Source organism: Vreelandella neptunia, assembly GCF_000712975.1.
GTDB lineage: Bacteria > Pseudomonadota > Gammaproteobacteria > Pseudomonadales > Halomonadaceae > Vreelandella > Vreelandella qaidamensis.
Genome location: NZ_JHQL01000003.1, coordinates 377,017 through 394,162, shown reverse-complemented (window position 1 = coordinate 394,162; position 17,146 = coordinate 377,017). Strand labels below are relative to the sequence as shown.

Annotated in this window: 13 protein-coding genes; 4 read left to right on the top strand and 9 right to left on the bottom strand. The window is 50.4% G+C overall.

Annotated features, from left to right (window positions below; genetic code table 11):
- Positions 1 to 9 precede the first annotated feature (9 nt).
- Positions 10 to 2,277, bottom strand: coding sequence for a DNA internalization-related competence protein ComEC/Rec2 (locus CR46_RS0109855; protein WP_030072388.1), 2,268 nt, complete (start codon positions 2,275 to 2,277; stop codon positions 10 to 12).
- A gap of 95 nt (positions 2,278 to 2,372) precedes the next feature.
- On the opposite strand from CR46_RS0109855, the gene CR46_RS0109850 reads away from it, so the two are divergent.
- Positions 2,373 to 2,924 (top strand): DUF2062 domain-containing protein, encoded by a 552-nt coding sequence (locus CR46_RS0109850; RefSeq protein WP_030072386.1) that lies wholly within the window; start codon positions 2,373 to 2,375, stop codon positions 2,922 to 2,924.
- A 12-nt stretch (positions 2,925 to 2,936) separates the two neighbouring features.
- On the opposite strand, the gene CR46_RS0109845 is transcribed toward CR46_RS0109850, so the two are convergent.
- Both CR46_RS0109845 and CR46_RS0109840 read right to left on the bottom strand, forming a co-directional pair.
- The gene (locus tag CR46_RS0109845) at positions 2,937 to 3,647 is read right to left on the bottom strand and encodes an ABC transporter ATP-binding protein (protein ID WP_030072384.1); all 711 of its coding nucleotides are present in this window, start codon (positions 3,645 to 3,647) and stop codon (positions 2,937 to 2,939) included.
- A gap of 10 nt (positions 3,648 to 3,657) precedes the next feature.
- Complete coding sequence (locus CR46_RS0109840; RefSeq protein ID WP_030072382.1) at positions 3,658 to 4,899, bottom strand: lipoprotein-releasing ABC transporter permease subunit; 1,242 nt, start codon at positions 4,897 to 4,899, stop codon at positions 3,658 to 3,660.
- Positions 4,900 to 5,111: 212 nt separating this feature from the next.
- Here CR46_RS0109840 and CR46_RS0109835 point away from each other — a divergent pair, with 212 nt between their 5' ends.
- Complete coding sequence (locus tag CR46_RS0109835) at positions 5,112 to 6,182, top strand: agmatine deiminase family protein (protein ID WP_030072380.1); 1,071 nt, start codon at positions 5,112 to 5,114, stop codon at positions 6,180 to 6,182.
- 9 nt (positions 6,183 to 6,191) lie between these two features.
- Positions 6,192 to 7,094, top strand: a complete 903-nt coding sequence (locus CR46_RS0109830) for a carbon-nitrogen hydrolase (RefSeq protein WP_030072378.1) — start codon at positions 6,192 to 6,194, stop codon at positions 7,092 to 7,094.
- Between the two features lie 168 nt (positions 7,095 to 7,262).
- Here the strand turns inward: CR46_RS0109830 and CR46_RS0109825 are convergent, their stop codons facing one another.
- The 3 genes from CR46_RS0109825 to secA form a co-directional block, all read right to left on the bottom strand.
- Positions 7,263 to 8,210 carry a Nudix family hydrolase gene (locus CR46_RS0109825; protein WP_030072376.1) on the bottom strand — a complete coding sequence of 316 codons (948 nt, stop codon included), beginning with the start codon at positions 8,208 to 8,210 and terminating at the stop codon, positions 7,263 to 7,265.
- A 132-nt stretch (positions 8,211 to 8,342) separates the two neighbouring features.
- Positions 8,343 to 9,572 carry a bifunctional glutamate N-acetyltransferase/amino-acid acetyltransferase ArgJ gene (gene argJ / locus CR46_RS0109820; protein ID WP_030072374.1) on the bottom strand — a complete coding sequence of 410 codons (1,230 nt, stop codon included), beginning with the start codon at positions 9,570 to 9,572 and terminating at the stop codon, positions 8,343 to 8,345.
- A 36-nt stretch (positions 9,573 to 9,608) separates the two neighbouring features.
- Entirely contained in the window at positions 9,609 to 12,341 is a 2,733-nt protein-coding gene (secA, locus tag CR46_RS0109815; protein WP_030072372.1) for a preprotein translocase subunit SecA, read from the bottom strand.
- Between the two features lie 551 nt (positions 12,342 to 12,892).
- Here secA and CR46_RS0109805 point away from each other — a divergent pair.
- Entirely contained in the window at positions 12,893 to 13,363 is a 471-nt protein-coding gene (locus tag CR46_RS0109805; protein WP_030072367.1) for a DUF721 domain-containing protein, read from the top strand.
- 105 nt (positions 13,364 to 13,468) lie between these two features.
- On the opposite strand, the gene lpxC is transcribed toward CR46_RS0109805, so the two are convergent.
- The 3 genes from lpxC to ftsA all read right to left on the bottom strand — a co-directional run bounded on the left by lpxC (position 13,469) and on the right by ftsA (position 17,041).
- The gene (lpxC, locus tag CR46_RS0109800) at positions 13,469 to 14,380 is read right to left on the bottom strand and encodes a UDP-3-O-acyl-N-acetylglucosamine deacetylase (protein ID WP_030072365.1); all 912 of its coding nucleotides are present in this window, start codon (positions 14,378 to 14,380) and stop codon (positions 13,469 to 13,471) included.
- A gap of 158 nt (positions 14,381 to 14,538) precedes the next feature.
- On the bottom strand, positions 14,539 to 15,717 hold the full coding sequence (gene ftsZ, locus CR46_RS0109795) for a cell division protein FtsZ (RefSeq protein ID WP_030072363.1): 1,179 nt from the start codon (positions 15,715 to 15,717) through the stop codon (positions 14,539 to 14,541).
- A 34-nt stretch (positions 15,718 to 15,751) separates the two neighbouring features.
- On the bottom strand, positions 15,752 to 17,041 hold the full coding sequence (ftsA, locus tag CR46_RS0109790) for a cell division protein FtsA (protein ID WP_030072361.1): 1,290 nt from the start codon (positions 17,039 to 17,041) through the stop codon (positions 15,752 to 15,754).
- Positions 17,042 to 17,146: the final 105 nt, after the last annotated feature.

Here is a 17,146-nt window from a genome sequence, read left to right as displayed (position 1 = left end):
TGACGCGCATCAACACCGCTTACGAGCACCCGGTAGTTTTCGCATGGGAATGACCTGAATGGGCTGGGTAGCCATAAGGCTAAATTCAAGCGCCCCATCCTGGGCAGTGCTCCATAAACAGCTCTGCTGTTGGCGAAAGCGGCGGACTACCGCATCAACTGGATGATTAAAGGGGTTGTCTTTTCCAGCACTAAAAATAACATGTTGAGGACGGCTGACCTGCAAAAATTGGATTCCCGAACTTGTATTGCTTCCATGATGCCCAGCCACTAACACGTTAATCGGCGTAATAACTTTTGCTAATATTCTTCTTTCAACGTCCTTGCCTACATCTCCCGTGATAAGCAAACGTTGTTCTCCCGCGCTTACCTGCAGCACACAAGATCGATCATTTGAGGAGAGCGCGTTATCCCCCGCTGGGGGCCATAATATCTGATAGTGAATGCCATCGCGTCGCCACTGCTGCCCTTGAACACATTGTGTACTGGCAACGGGCAGTGACTCGCCTCGTGGAGTCGACCATAGCGTCACTTGATGGTCTTTTAAAAGCGCACTGACACCCCCAGCATGATCGGTATCGGCATGACTTACGATAACACGATCAAACGATTGGCCTGGGGGCCACAAGGTTTGCAGTGGCATAAAACCACTGCGAAAACGTGGCCCGGTGTCATAAAGCAAGCGATAGTTAGTACTACGCAACTCGATCAGTTGACCTTGGCCAACGTCATAAATCACGACACGTACCTCGCCCGGATTAAGCTGTGCATCTGCTGGCCACCAAGGGAAGCTTAGCAGTAGCAATGGTACGCTGAATCGCAGCCAACCTGGGACAGTGGGAAATGCCCAGCATAGCGACATCAGTACCAATATACCTACCAGCGGGTACACCATCATTGACGGCGGCTGCAAAAGCGGCGCCCAATGCACGGTAACAACTAATAAATAGTGAAAAACTTGTAACGCCTGCTCAAAACACCACCACATAAATAACCCTATCCCGGGCAGTGGTGACAATACCCATCCCAATAATGCACTGGGCACCATAACGGAACTGACCCAAGGGACAGCAAAAAGATTAATCAAAGGGGCCGCAGGGGCAACTCTCTCAAACGCCACTAACACTGCTGCCGCCATTAGCGGTGCAATGAGTAGTTGGGAACGAAGTAGCGCCCAGCACCAGCCTTTCACCCCTTGGGGGCGGGGACGGCCTTGCCAAATTACAATCAACCAGGCTACCGCAATAAACGATAGCCACAGTCCAGGTCGCCATAATGCAAGTGGGTCAACGACGATTACGATGCCAAGCGCAAGCCACCAAGCTTGCCATGGGCCAGGTGCATGACGACCGCTTAGCACCCACAAGCCTAACAGCGTCATAATCATGGCCCGCATGGCAGGAGGGGCCAGCCCAGCTAATATGGCGTAACCCACCGCCGCCACTCCTGCTAACCACCATGGCCAAGCTCGTAGACGCCAATGGGTTGGCGTTACCAACCTGGCAATAAAGCGAGCTAATAGCAGCACAAACGAAGCAACAAGCCCGACGTGTAAACCAGAGATAACCACTAAATGCGTCGTACCCGTTGCATTGAGCAAGGTCCAATCATCCTGGGTCAATTGCTCACTATCACCCAGCGTTAGCGCCGCAAGCCAGCGCCGAGTTTGCTCTTGCAACGGTTGACTAGCCAGCCTTTCAATAGCCGATTGGCGAATTGTCGGCGCAGCCTCCGACAAACGTTCAGGCTTCGGCTCTTGGCGCACATAGCCCGTTGCGTGTACCCCTTCTCGCCATAGCCACTGTTGAAAATTAAACGTATTGGGATTAGAAAAGCCACTGGGAGGGCGAAGCCGCAACGTCATTTGCCAGCGCTCTCCCAAGAGGTAGCGTTGATCATCGTAAGCACTTACTCTCACACTGCGTAGAGCGCTACAGCTAGGAAGATGCTCAGGAGAGTGACAGGATTCAATAGATAGGCGTAATCGCGACGACCCGTTTTCCGCTTGAACGTTTACTATCTGGGCCTGAATAATGACATCTTCACCACTGAGCCCGCTTGGCAACCGACGCCCCCACTCATGCTGCACACTGATAAAAACCCAGCTCAAAATAACCAAAAAAATCAGCAGATTACGCCTATACACCACCAAGAAAAGCACGGCCACAAATATACCTGCCAGCAGTGCTTGCAAGCGTGCATCTGGGCCGCTTATCCATGCCAATAGCGCACCCATGAAACCTGCCAATGCAGCGGGTAGTGCAACGCCTATGTGCATATTCCCTCCTTGGAACAAGATCATTCAAAGCCACGCGTAGCCGAAGCACACTGCTATATGGATAATAGGAGGCACCTATTAAAAGAGTACCTGACATGCCGCGCCGTTTCCTGCAGCGCTACATGCCAAAACCCGATACATTAAGGCGTCAGCGTTCTCTACGCTTTATCGCGCCATTAATTGCAGATCCTGGGCTATGGCTTTTAACACGTCGAAGCGTTGCAAATGCGTTTAGCGTGGGGCTTTTTTGCGCCATGCTGCCTATACCGTTTCAAATGGTAGTTGCAGCATTGGGGGCTAGGTTTACCCGTTGCAACTTAGCTCTATCGGTAGGTCTAGTGTGGATCACGAACCCACTCACCATGCCGGTTATTTTTTATTTTAATTACCGTATTGGCACATTTCTTTTAGAAGCCCCCGTTAGAGAGGCTCCATCGCGCATCTCAACGCGCTGGATTGCAGAGCAAATGCACGACATTATGCCGCCGCTGATGCTTGGCTCGCTAATTTCTGCCGTTTTACTAGCGATTATCGCCAATATTGTCATACGGCTAATTTGGCGCTGGCATGTTTCTCATCACTGGAAGCGCCGCCGCCTAAAAAGGCGGCAGCGCCGAGCGCGCATTGAGTCAGAATTCGATGACTAACCTCACAAGCTATTAGGCATTTTGCTGCTCAATTAACTGCCCGCCATCCAATTTCAACACTCGATCTTGATGAGCAGCCAAGCTGACATCATGGGTAACAATAACAAACGCGCAAGCGCTCTCTTTAGCCAGTTCATCCATAAGTGCTAATATAGTTGCTGCGGTAGTTTGATCTAGGTTCCCGGTTGGCTCGTCCATCAGCACAAGACTGGGGTCGGTCACTAGCGCACGAGCAATAGCCACTCGCTGACGCTCCCCACCCGAAAGCTCGCCAGGTTTGTGATCCGCCCGCGTCTTCATGCCCACCCGTTCAAGCAACTGCATTGCGCGCTGCTCCGCCACTTTTTTAGATTGGCCGCGAATAATGAGCGGCAGCGCAGCATTCTCAACTGCGGTGAACTCAGCTAGCAAGTGATGAAATTGATAAACAAAGCCAATATAGCGATTCCGAAAACGACCGAGCGCCGCGTCATTAAGACCCGAAAGCGGCTCGCCAGCAATCACTACGCTACCTGCGCTAGGACGATCAAGACCTCCCAACAGGTTTAACAGCGTTGTTTTACCCGAACCAGAGCTGCCCACAATGGCAACACGCTCTCCTGCATGCACCTTAAGCTCAAGCTGATCTAATACGGTAAGATCTTGAGGACCTTCGTCGTAAATCCTTGTCAGGCTGTTACATTCCAGCATAATCGCTGCTGTGTGCGGTGTACTTGAGGTCATCATTGCGTCCTTATTCATAACGCAGTACGTCGGCAGGCTGAACCCGAGCGGCCCGCCAAGCGGGATAAAGCGTCGAGAGGAAGGTCAGACCAAAGGCAGCGATAACGATATCGCGTACATCGCCCCACTGCAGCTTAGAGGGCAGGTCGCTAATAAAGTAAACCCCAGCATCTAAAAATTGAATACCGAAAGCTGTTTCAAACCAGCCAATTAAATCTGAGATAGTAAGCGCTAAGATAACCCCTGCCGTAACGCCGATCGCAATACCAATCAGTCCGATAGTCAGCCCCTGAACAATGAAAATCCCCATAATTGAACGCGGGGTAGCACCTATGGTTCGTAAAATGGCGATATCCGCTCGCTTATCGGTAACCACCATTACTAACGTAGACACAATATTAAACGCAGCGACAGCAATAATGACGGTAAGTAGCAGTGCTATCATGCGCTTTTCCATTTGAATTGCTTGGAAAAGACTGCCGTGGGAAAAGGTCCAATCCGTACCGCGGTAACCTGAGCCCAGTTCGTTAACAATCGCTTGAGTTTCACTGCCAGATACAAACAGGTCATCCAGCTCCAGCCTCAGACCACCCACCGCATCGCCCAGACGCGCTAAGGTTTGCATATCCTCAATATTGGCATAAGCCAAATTGGCATCTAAATCAGCGCCTACGCTAAAGATACCGCTAACGGTAAACCGTTTTAGCCTTGGAAAAACCCCAGCGGGGGTAATCGATGCCTCCGGAACAAGTAGCGTAACTCGGTCTCCTACCCCTACGCCCAAGCGACGTGCCAACATAGATCCCAAAACTACGTTCCACTCGCCAGGCACTAGATCGGAAAGCTCACCTTCGCGCATATGCTTTCCAATAATCGACACTTGGTCTTCCCAGTCCGGATGGATGCCATTCACCATAGCCCCCTGGTTTCTACCGCCCGCTGAAAACATACCTTGCTGTTCAACATAAGGTGCTGCGCCAATGACCCGCTCTCGCTCAACGAGCCTTTCTGCTAACGCTTGCCACTCGACTAATCCTTCTTGCGACTCAATTTTAGTGTGAGGCACCATCCCCAAGATACGGGTACGGAGCTCATGATCAAAACCATTCATGACCGACAGCACAAGGATTAGCACAGCCACGCCAAGCATTAATCCCAACATTGAAGTTAGCGAAATAAACGAAATAAAGTGGTTCCGGCGTTTAGCGCGCACGTAGCGCAGCCCCACCAGAAAAGGCAAACGATCAAGCATGGCATCATTCCTTAGTAATAAGCGTCCATGGTACGGTTTTTTTAGCATGGGTGCATGTAAGAACGCAGGGTTAGAGTAACAGGACCACTTGCCGTTCCCTCAAGTACGGTAACGCTTGCATGTTAGTAAACAAGCCCCTAAATTGCGCCCGTTCTCCTTGTCTTCGGAGATAACCTCTAGGGCAAGCATTTTTTCGACTATTAAGAGCATCTGTGACGTTGGCTAACAAAACTTACCGTTTATTGCCTGAGTGGTATCCCCAAGACGGCTTGCAACTGACTTGGCCGCGCCCAGATGGCGACTGGGCATCGTTGTTATCGCGTATCGAGGCAACACTTGAGCGTATCGTGATAGCCACGACACGCTATCAGCGCGTGCTGATCAGCGTTCCTGATGTTGCCACCCAGCGCCGCTTGGCTGCGACGTTTGACGCCTATGGCATTCCTCAATCACAACTGATGCTCATTGTCGCGCCCACAGATGACACTTGGGCTAGGGACCATGGGCCGATCACCGTGGTAGACGAAGCTCTGCAGCCGCTCATACTGGATTACACGTTCACTGGCTGGGGCGGTAAATTCCCTGCCGAGCATGACAATCGGCTTACTCAATGGCTGGACGATATAGGCGTGTGGGCCTGCCCTGTCACTACACGGAATATGGTACTAGAAGGCGGTGCAATTGAAACCGACGGTGAGGGCACGCTGCTAACCACCGAGGCCTGCCTGCTGAACCCAAATCGCAATTCGTCACTATCACGCACAGATGTTGAAGCTCAATTAGCGAAAGATTTCGGTGTCGACCGATTCCTATGGCTAGCAAACGGGCATCTTGAAGGTGACGATACCGACAGCCATGTTGATACGCTCGCACGCTTTTGCAACGCCTCGACCATTGCTTATGTCCGCTGCGACGACCCCACCGACCCTCACTACCCAGCATTAAATGCGATGGAGCAAGAACTGATGGCGTTTCGCCAGCGCAACGGCGAACCCTACCAATTAATTGCTTTGCCATGGCCTCAGGCCTGCTTTGATCCTGACGATGGTCATCGCCTTCCTGCTACCTACGCAAATTTTTTAATTATCAATCATGCCGTACTGGTGCCCACTTACGGCGATCCTGCCGATCTGATCGCACTGCAAGCATTGAGTGTTGCCTTCCCAGAACACACGATGATTCCAATTGAGTGTGTTAGCGTCATTCGCCAGCATGGCAGCCTCCACTGTTTAACCATGCAGCTACCAAGAGGCACTCTTGTCCCTGCACTTAGTCACTCCTAAGGAGCCATCATGCCTAACAGCTTAATCGTCGGTGTTGTTCAACAGTCAGCGTGGCCAGATAAAGCACGTAGTCTTGCTGCCAGCGAAGCTGGCATACGCTCAGCCGTTAGCCAAGGGGCACAATTAGTGTTGCTTCAGGAGTTGCATGCCACTCATTACTTTTGCCAGTACGAAGACCCTGCACTGTTTGATTTAGCTGAACCACTAGACGGCCCTACTGGGCAACGCCTAGCCGAACTGGCTAAAGAGTTGGATATCGTGCTGGTAGGGTCACTATTTGAAAAGCGTGCAGCGGGGCTTTACCACAATACAGCCGTCGTTTATGACCGCGCAAAAGGACGTGTTGGGCAGTACCGTAAAATGCACATTCCTGATGATCCAGCCTTTTACGAAAAGTTTTACTTTACCCCTGGCGATGCTGATGACGATCGCGGCCAAGGCTTCACGCCCATTGACACCTCTGTTGGGCGTCTAGGGGTCTTGGTTTGCTGGGATCAATGGTATCCAGAAGCAGCACGGTTAATGGCACTAAGTGGTGCAGAGCTACTTCTCTACCCCACCGCCATTGGCTGGGACCCAAATGATGATGACGCTGAAAAAGCGCGTCAGAAAGATGCCTGGACTATTATACAGCGCTCCCATGGCGTTGCTAACGGGTTACCCGTAATGGTCGCTAACCGTGTGGGCTTTGAACCCGACCACTCTGGCGTTGGTGACGGCATTACGTTCTGGGGTGGAAGCTTCGTATGCGGCCCACAAGGTGAAATGCTAGCGCATGCAGGAGAGGAGTCGCAGCAATTAGTAGTCAAGATAGACATGGCTCGTAGCGAGAACACTCGGCGCATTTGGCCATATTTACGCGACCGCCGCATTGATGCTTACGGTGATTTAACCCGCCGCTATCGCGATTGATAACCAGCCAGTTGGCTAATAAACCTAACCTGATAAAAACCTAACCTGATAAAAACTTTACCTGATAAACCCCTCGCCTGATAAAAACCTCAGATGATAATAACATGGACGCCTGCTCTCATAGAGAGCAGGCGCAGTCATTAAAACACCTGCATGTGGCAGTTGGCTTTATTTCCAAAAATCACGAATAGACGCAATTCCCTGGGCGCCAACGGCGCGTGCATGGCTAGCATCAAAGCGTGTCATACCCCCCAATGCATATACCGGCATACCCGCACGTTCCACTAGCTGTTGAAAGTCATGCCAGCCTAGCGGCGCTACTTCTGGATGAGAAGGCGTGGTGCGTAATGGCGAAAGCGTCACAAAGTCACAACCTAAAACTGCTGCCTGGGAAAGCTGCGTTTGATCATGAGTTGATGCTGATAGCCATTTATTTTCAGCGATCGGGCGACGCTCAAGGCTCATTAACCGCGCGCTCGTCAAATGGATACCGTCAGCATCAATCCTATCAAGCAACGCAGGCTCACCGTTCAATAGAAGCCTTGCATCGTACTGACGACAAAGGCGCAGAGCACGCTCAGCACGGGCGACATAAGCCGCTTCATTAAGATTTTTCGCCCGCAGCTGTACTAACCTTACGCCGTCTTCATGTAATGCTCTTTCTAGCAGGCTATCAAAACGCTCTTCATCGGATTCTTCACCGGTAATCAGGTAGTCAGTGGGCAACATCACTGCACGCAAAATAGGCAAGTTAGCGGCAGGGAAAGGATAATTTGCCAACTCTTCCATGGGCACCCAACGTACAGCCTGCCCTTCACGGCCAAACGGCTCACCTGCAAACTCTTGCACTTGCCAAACATCCAGAAGAATATGCTTATCAGGATACTCATGATGGACGCGGATAAGCGGCCGGGCACGTACAATCTCAACGCCTAGCTCTTCATGCAGTTCGCGTTTGAGACCTTCAAGCCCTGTTTCATAAGGTGCCAGCTTGCCACCGGGAAACTCCCAGAGGCCGCCTTGATCGACATTAGAGGGCCGACGTGCAATCAGCACTCGCTTTTGATCGGCGCTGATCATTGCAGCCGCCGCAACATGAACCCGTCGTTTTACCATTACACTCATTACGTCTTTACCCACTTTGTGCGCGCCGCCTTAAACGAAGACGGCGCTATCTCGCTGCGTTAGCACGTCACTGCAACTGTTTTCAGCTACTTTCCAGCGCTTTTCAGCTACTTTCCAGCGCTTTCAGCTACGGTAATCCGCGTTGATAGTCACATAGCCATGAGATAGATCCGAGGTCCACACAGTGGCGCACTCTTCCCCACGACCCAAGTTAATGCGAATGATGATCTCTTCTTTCGCCATGACCGCACTGCCCGCGGCTTCGGTATAACTGGCTGCTCGGCCACCTTTTTCAACCAAGCGCACGTCACCCAAGTCAATGACCACCTTATTGACATCGAACGCTTCCACTGGCGCGCGTCCTACGGCAGCTAGAATACGCCCCCAGTTAGCATCAGAGGCGTAGAGAGCAGTTTTCACCAATGGCGAATGGGCCACGGTAAAGGCAACATCCAACGCTTCTTGCCGAGTAGACGCTTCATTCACCTGGAGCGTCACAAACTTAGTCGCTCCTTCACCATCACGAATAATCGCTTGAGCGAGTTCAGTCATGACACGCTGGAGCGCATTACGGAAAACGGCTATCTGCTCTTCACTTTCAACACGAGCGCCAGTGCCAGTCGCTGCTAGCATGCATGCATCGTTAGTTGATGTATCGCTGTCAACAGTGATGCAATTAAAAGAGCGATCCACCGTTTCACGTAGCAAGCTCGCTAATAACGTCTGCTCAATCGCTGCATCCGTCACCACGAAACCCAACATGGTAGCCATATTGGGCTTAATCATGCCAGACCCCTTGGTTATGCCGTTGATCGTCACCTGCTGGTCACCGATTGAAACAGTTACGGTAGCCCCTTTGGCCCGAGTGTCAGTCGTCAGAATTCCTTCGCCTGCCTGTTGCCAAGCGAGGCTATCATCTGCCATGGAGCTCAGCGCATTCGGTATACCTGCAAGCAGCCGCGCCATAGGCAGAGACTCGCCAATCACACCCGTTGAAAACGGTATAACCTGACTTTTATCAACATTCGTTTGCTCAGCAAGCGCTTCACAGCTGGCATAAGCATCCTGCAGGCCTGATGCGCCAGTACCTGCATTAGCATTGCCTGTGTTAATTAACCAGTAACGAGGCGCATGCCCTGCGTTTGCGCACGCTTCCAGATGCGCTTTCGCTACGACTACAGGAGCAGCACAAAATGCGTTCTGTGTAAAAACACCTGCTACTGTTGCCGTTTTAGGCAGTTCAATCACCACGACATCACGGCGATCTGGCTTCTTAATCCCTGCCATTGCACTGCCCAGACGCACCCCCTTAAGGGGTGGCAAGTCTGGAAAGGGAACATTACCCACCGCCATGTTTTTCTCCTTTATATTCGCTTTCGCCACGCGTGATTAGCTCAGTTTCCCACAGCACTGCTTATATTTTTTACCCGACCCACATGAGCACGGATCATTGCGCCCTACTTTTGGCCCTTCACGACGCAACGGACGGCCATCAGCCCCTGGCGCTTCTTGTGACACTTCTTCCTGCTGGGCATTAGGATCATCATGACGGCTAGCAGCCATCGAGCGCTCACGCACTGACTCTTCACGACGCTTCTGTTCTAGTGCATCAACCTCTTCTGGCTGGCGAACCTGCACGTGACTTAGAATACGCGTAACGTCAGCTTTGATGTTGGTTAGCAAGTGCTGGAATAGCTCGAAGGACTCACGCTTGTATTCTTGCTTAGGATTCTTCTGGGCGTAGCCACGTAAATGAATGCCACGACGCAGGTGGTCCATCGACTGCAGATGCTCTTTCCAGCGAGTATCCAAAACTTGCAGCATTACCTGTTTCTCAAAACGACGAATTAACGCAGCTCCAGCAGCTTCAACTTTGGCTTGGTAAGCATCGCGGTGCATCGCTTGTAGACGCTCACGCAACTTCTCTTCACTAAAACGCTCATCCTCTGCCGCCCACTGTGTAACAGGAGCCTCAAGATTAAATTCAGTTTTAAGATGCGCTTCTAATCCTGGTAGATCCCACTGCTCAGCAAGGCTCTGAGGCGGCACGAAATCGCTAATGGTATCTTCCATAACTTCTTCACGAATACCAATAACAGCCTCGGAAACCTCATCAGCAGAAAGAATTTCATTTCGTTGCTCATAGATAACGCGACGCTGATCGTTAGCGACATCGTCGTATTCCAGCAGCTGTTTACGGATATCAAAGTTGCGCCCCTCTACTTTTTTCTGGGCACGCTCAACCGCATTAGAAACCATCTTGTGCTCAATCGCCTCGCCTCGCTCTAGACCGAGAGCCAACATCAAGCGTTTCACCCGATCAGAACCAAACAGGCGCATCAAGCTATCTTCTAACGAGAGGAAGAAACGTGTAGAGCCTGGGTCACCTTGACGGCCTGCGCGGCCACGCAGCTGATTGTCAATACGACGCGACTCATGGCGCTCAGAACCAACAACATGTAAGCCACCCGCTTCTAAAACACCATCATGACGCTTCTGCCATTCTGCCTTTAGTGCATCAATCTGCTCTTGAGTGGGATTTTGCAGTTTAGCCGCTTCCGCTTCCCAGTTGCCCCCCAGAACAATATCGGTACCACGACCTGCCATATTCGTTGCGATAGTAATGGCACCAGGACGACCTGCTTGAGCGATAATTTCCGCTTCGCTCTGGTGCTGTTTTGCATTCAACACATTAAATGTCAGGCCAGCCTCGCGCATAAGGCGAGCTAGGTATTCTGACGTTTCAATTGACGCCGTACCCACCAAAACAGGACGCCCTGCTTCAGTTTCAGTTTTCACATCTTTAATAATCGCTTCGTACTTTTCTTCCGCACTGAGATAGACCAAATCATTCAGGTCTTTACGAGCAAGCGGACGGTTCGTTGGAATAACGACCACATCCAGGCCATAAATTTGCCGGAATTCGAATGCTTCAGTATCGGCAGTGCCGGTCATACCAGCGAGTTTTTCATACAGACGGAAGTAGTTTTGGAATGTAGTGGATGCCAGCGTCTGACTTTCTCGCTGAACAGTGACGCCCTCTTTCGCCTCAACCGCTTGGTGCAAGCCTTCTGACCAACGACGCCCCGGCATAGTACGACCAGTATGTTCATCAACGATAACCACCTGGCCTTCAGACACGATGTAGTCAACGTCTAAATGATAAAGGTGCCGTGCACGCAGCGCGGAGTGCATATGCTGAAGCAAGTTTAGATTTTGTGCAGCATAAAGCGATTCGCCTTCACCCAATAGGCCTTCGGCACGCATCAGCTCTTCAACTTTGTTATGCCCCTGCTCGGTAAGCTCTACCTGCTTTTGTTTTTCATCAAGCAGAAAGTCTCCCGTGACGGGTGCATCACTGTCCTCAGAAGCCTCGCCCTCTTCTAACTGCTGAGCTAGACGATTCACAATGCCGTATAAATCAGTATTTTCATCTACTGCGCCCGAGATAATTAACGGCGTACGAGCCTCATCAATTAAGATAGAGTCGACTTCATCGACGATGGCATAATGCAGGCCACGCTGCACTTTATCCTCAAGCGAGAACGCCATATTGTCACGCAAATAATCAAAACCAAACTCGTTATTGGTGCCGTACGTGATATCACACTGATAGGCATGACGCTTCTCTTCGCCAGTTTGTCCAGCAAAAATAACGCCTACCGATAATCCAAGAAACTCATATAAAGGCCGCATCCACTCGGCATCGCGGCGAGCAAGATAGTCGTTAACGGTGACAACGTGCACGCCTTTACCTGGCAACGCATTTAAATATACGGCAAGTGTTGCCACCAGGGTTTTACCTTCCCCCGTTTTCATTTCAGCAATGCGTCCACGATGCAGCGTCATTCCACCGACCATCTGAACATCAAAGTGGCGCATGTTCATTATCCGCTTACTGGCCTCGCGCACCACGGCAAATGCTTCAGGCAACAAGCTATCAATCGACGCGCCTTCTGCTAATTTCTCTCGCAGTAGCCCAGTCTTTGCCTGTAACTCAGCATCGTTTAGTCCTTCAAGCGCTTGTTCTAAAACGTTAATGCTGAGTACGCTTTTTTGCATGCGTTTAACATCGCGATCATTTTTAGAGCCAACGACTTTACGTAACAAATTATTAATCATGAAAGTTCCAAATCTTTACGAGCGGCCCCTAGAGGGGCGCCCTTTTATATAAGGCAAATAAAGGTAAATTAGCGAACAGAAAGAAAAACTGGCGGGCCACGTGGAGTCAACACATCAATTGCAGCAACCAATCGATGTGGAAGATGAGAAAAACAGTAGGCAGAGTGCTTGATGACAGAGGAATAAAAATACCTTTGCTCGCCTATCCAACGGCACAGCGCACACCGTTTTTTAGCTATCCATTTTGATTGGGCGCGCAGCATCGCCGGCACCCAAAAACAGATAATCACACCACGCTCACCGCTACGCAATGTCTCGGAAGGATGTAAACTAGCAGGTAATAAACAGCTCACTAAGAGGCCTGCCAGCCACCAACGCGCTAAGCCGTTTCGGCGTTGCCGCCGCGGCGAAGCAGACAAAACATCTGGCGTTGATGACATACTGTGGGCTGGCTCCTGAGCGTGTTAGGCTCTACCAATGAAAAGACAATATAAGACGCTAGTGGCAACCGTCAGTGTGACGCAACCAATAACGTTCTAGGAATCAAGTTGATGAGTATAAAGGTTAAGCGATCTCGCGCACAGCCCATTACCCAACTGCTGACCAAGTCTGGCAGCATGGGCCAGCTTATGCGACAGTCCCGCTTAATTGATCAGGCCCAACGTCATTTACGCGCCCACCTTCCTGATTCAATGCGAGAGCATATCTTCGTCGGCGGCTTTCAAAACGGACGCTTGACGCTAATTAGCGGCCAAGCAAGCTGGTTGACATGGTTACGCTATGAACAACCTCGTCTGCTGGTTCTATTGCACCAGTTACCAGGATTTGAAAGTGTCACTGGCTTTACCCTTAAGGTGCGTCCTATCCGGCCGATTGAGAGGCCCAAACGCTACAACCGCACACTCTCTGAAAGCGCAGGCAAAGCAGTATCAGACTGTGCGAAAGATACCGACAACCCCTCACTAAAAAGGGCATTAGAGCGTCTAGCTGCTCATGCACCTAAACATCCAGACCACAACTAGAGAAAAAACACCCAAGCTAAGCCTCAAAAAGCACAAAACACCGCCAAGGCGGTGTTTTGTAACGGCGGGAACCGGGGCATGCAATCAATTTGTTTGGTGCTTTTCTTATGCCATTGCTGGTGCCGAGTATGAAATAGGCGCCACGGCTTTTTCTTCTTCAAATGTGACTATTTCGTATGCATCTGGTTGTGCCAGTAGCTCGCGACATAGTTGATTATTCAGCGCGTGACCGGATTTAACGCCACGAAACTCACCAATTAGGCTAAAGCCTAGCTGGTAGAGATCACCGATAGCATCCAGCACTTTATGCTTAACGAACTCATCGTCATAGCGTAAACCGCCTTCGTTTACGATACGGTAATCGTCCACAACAATAGCGTTATCTAAACTACCACCAAGCGCCAGGTTATTAGACCGTAAAAATTCTAGATCGCGCATAAACCCAAAGGTACGTGCACGAGAAACCTCTTTAACAAACGACGTCGTTGAAAAGTCTATCAGGGCAGTCTGTTTTTGCTGTTCAAATACCGGATGGTCAAAATCAATAACAAACGAAACTTTAAATCCTTGATGCGGTAAAAAAACAGCTTCTTTATCACCATCACTGACGCTAATACGGCGCTTGATGCGAATAAATTTCTTAGGTGCTTCTTGTTCTAAAATGCCCGCTGACTGAATTAAGAATACAAAAGGGCTAGCACTGCCGTCCATAATAGGCACTTCAGGCGCACTTACATCAACGTAGGCATTATCAATTCCCAGCCCAGCAAATGCCGACATCAAGTGTTCTACCGTCGCCACCTTCACGCCATTGTAAGAAAGCGCGGTGCATAATGTCGTATCTTCGACCAATTCAGCACGTGCAGGCACTTGTACAATAGGCTCTAAATCGGTTCGAACAAACACGATTCCAGTGTTAACCGGCGCAGGGCGCAAAGCTAAATGAATTTTTTTGCCAGAGTGCAGACCCACTCCGGTAGCGCGAATGACGTTTTGTAATGTGCGTTGTCTGATCATGGGCAGCGGTCGAACTCTAATGACGGCGGTTACCGGCAACGTTGCCAACAAATACCGCCAAGGGAAGAAAATTAAGAAACAGTGTTCACTTTAACAGCAAACAAGCGTTTTAACCATTAAAACTCTTGTTTGCTGTTTCACTGAACCCAATGATGTGATTAATCTGCTTGACGGCGTAAAAACGCGGGGATATCCAAATAATCATCCGCATCCGGCGTGCGGCGTTTTTCTGGACGGGGTTTAGCAGCTGGATCAGATGCTTCAGCTCGCGCCGAGGCTTGCTGACGCATGACAGTGGGCTGCTGCAACTTACGATAATCAGCAGATGCATCAGCAGCGGATCTGCGCGCCGGCTCACGGGAGGCAACTTTCGCTTTATTGCCATCTAAACCAGCAGCAACTACCGTCACACGCAGCTCATCAGACATTTCCATGTCGATTGAGGTACCCACCACAATAGTTGCTTCCTGAGAGGCAAACTCTTGAACAGTGGCACCTACATCATTAAATTCACCAATCGACAAATCAGGACCCGCTGTAATATTGACCAAAATACCGCGAGCGCCGTGTAGATCAATATCTTCAAGCAACGGGCTTCGAATGGCTTTCTCCGCGGCTTCACGCGCACGATTTTCGCCAGTTGCCCCACCAGTCCCCATCATCGCCATGCCCATTTCTGACATAACGGTGCGAACATCAGCAAAGTCAACGTTGATAATGCCCGGGCTAGTAATAAGCTCTGCGATGCCTTGAACCGCGCCAAGCAACACGTCGTTGGCAGCACTAAATGCCGTTAGCAACGTTGCGTTTTTACCTAGCACAGAGAGCAGTTTTTCGTTTGGAATAGTAATTAACGAATCCACATGCTCAGAAAGCTCTTTCATGCCTTCTTCAGCGGCACGCATTCGTTTCGGCCCTTCAAATGGGAAGGGACGGGTAACAACAGCAACAGTCAAAATACCTAGTTCTTTGGCAACTTGAGCAACCACTGGCGCACCACCAGTGCCTGTCCCCCCCCCCATACCGGCCGTAATGAACACCATGTCCGCACCATTCAATAGCTCAGCGATGCGGTCCCGATCTTCCATGGCAGCTTGACGACCCACCTCAGGGTTTGCTCCCGCCCCAAGACCTTTAGTGATTTCTCCACCAAGCTGCAGAACTGTTTTTGCAGACACCCGTTTAAGTGCTTGAGCATCGGTATTGGCGCAAATAAATTCAACGCCTTCAATATTACTTTCAACCATGTGGTTAACAGCATTGCCGCCACCACCGCCAACACCGACCACTTTGATGACCGCACTGCTCGAGGGTGCGTTATCTACCAATTCGAACATAAGCCCCGTCTCCTGAACCGCGCTTGCGGCCCTGTCAGAAATTTCCTTTGAACCAGCCTTTAATTCTTGCCAGCGCCGATTGACCTTCCTTGATATCACGCCGGGTTAACTCATTGCGTCCTTTGTGAACAGCAACAACTCCCCCGTGGCTTTCTAGGCCTTGCCCATGTCGCGCTTCTTGTAAGGCATAATGCAATAACCCCACACCTGTCGCATAGATTGGGTTACGTACCACGTCTGCCAAACCTTTAACATTTTGCGGACAAGCAATACGAACTGGCATATGAAAAATCTCTTCTGCCAATTCACTGACGCCCTCCATGCGTGAGGTGCCCCCTGTGAGCACAACACCAGCAGCCACCATATCCTCATAGCCGCTACGACGTAATTCGTCTCTTACCAACGTAAATAGTTCCTCGTACCGAGGCTCAACCACTTCGGCAAGCGCCTGACGCGATAAATCGCGTGCTGGACGATCTCCTACGCTGGGTACTTTGATCATTTCATCACTTGCAGCTAGCTGTGTTAGCGCACAAGCATATTTAACTTTAATTTCTTCAGCATGTTGCGTTGGTGTTCGTAACGCCATCGCTATATCGTTCGTTACCTGGTCACCCGCAATAGGAATAACAGCGGTGTGGCGAATGGCACCTTCGCTGAATATGGCCATATCGGTGGTACCACCTCCGATATCCACCATACAAACGCCTAATTCCCGCTCATCTTCAGTAAGCACTGCCATACTTGAAGCTAGCTGTTCAAGAATAATAGCATCTACCTCTAGGCCACAGCGGCGTACACACTTTTCGATATTTTGAACAGCGTTTAACGCCGCTGTTACTAGATGCACCTGTGCTTCTAGACGCACACCTGACATTCCAAGAGGCTCACGGATACCACCTTGTGCATCAATTGAGAACTCTTGGGGCAACACATGTAAAACACGTTGTCCTTCTGAAACTGCACGGGCACGAGCAGAATCAATGACTCGCTCGATATCAGACGGCGTGACCTCCCTCTCTTTAATCGCGACAACCCCGTCAGAATTCATTGAGCTGATATGACTACCGGCAACGCCAACATAAACAGAATGAATATCACAACCAGCCATTAACTCAGCTTCTTCAACAGCACGCTGTATAGACTGCACTGTTGATTCGATGTTGATAACCACACCTCGCTTCATACCACGCGATGGATGAGAACCAATGCCTGCTATTTCAATCCCGCCATCATCGGTAGGTTGACCGACTATCGCGACAACTTTGGACGTTCCAATGTCCAGCCCGACAACCATATTGGATGCGTTGGGTGAGCCTGCCATGAGTCGGATAATCTCCCTTGAAAATTTTTTAAACGATATTTTTGCCTAGCAACTGCGCCAAACTGTTAAAATAATGGTGCTAGAATTCAAAGCAGCATTAATGCT

Coding starts and splice junctions, on each gene's coding strand:
- ftsA (WP_030072361.1), bottom strand. CDS start 17,041: ATGGCAGGCTCACCCAACGCATCCAATATGGTTGTCGGGCTGGACATT.
- CR46_RS0109830 (WP_030072378.1), top strand. CDS start 6,192: ATGCCTAACAGCTTAATCGTCGGTGTTGTTCAACAGTCAGCGTGGCCA.
- lpxC (WP_030072365.1), bottom strand. CDS start 14,380: ATGATCAGACAACGCACATTACAAAACGTCATTCGCGCTACCGGAGTG.
- CR46_RS0109850 (WP_030072386.1), top strand. CDS start 2,373: ATGCCGCGCCGTTTCCTGCAGCGCTACATGCCAAAACCCGATACATTA.
- CR46_RS0109845 (WP_030072384.1), bottom strand. CDS start 3,647: ATGACCTCAAGTACACCGCACACAGCAGCGATTATGCTGGAATGTAAC.
- CR46_RS0109840 (WP_030072382.1), bottom strand. CDS start 4,899: ATGCTTGATCGTTTGCCTTTTCTGGTGGGGCTGCGCTACGTGCGCGCT.
- ftsZ (WP_030072363.1), bottom strand. CDS start 15,717: ATGTTCGAATTGGTAGATAACGCACCCTCGAGCAGTGCGGTCATCAAA.
- CR46_RS0109825 (WP_030072376.1), bottom strand. CDS start 8,210: ATGGTAAAACGACGGGTTCATGTTGCGGCGGCTGCAATGATCAGCGCC.
- secA (WP_030072372.1), bottom strand. CDS start 12,341: ATGATTAATAATTTGTTACGTAAAGTCGTTGGCTCTAAAAATGATCGC.
- argJ (WP_030072374.1), bottom strand. CDS start 9,572: ATGGCGGTGGGTAATGTTCCCTTTCCAGACTTGCCACCCCTTAAGGGG.
- CR46_RS0109805 (WP_030072367.1), top strand. CDS start 12,893: ATGAGTATAAAGGTTAAGCGATCTCGCGCACAGCCCATTACCCAACTG.
- CR46_RS0109855 (WP_030072388.1), bottom strand. CDS start 2,277: ATGCACATAGGCGTTGCACTACCCGCTGCATTGGCAGGTTTCATGGGT.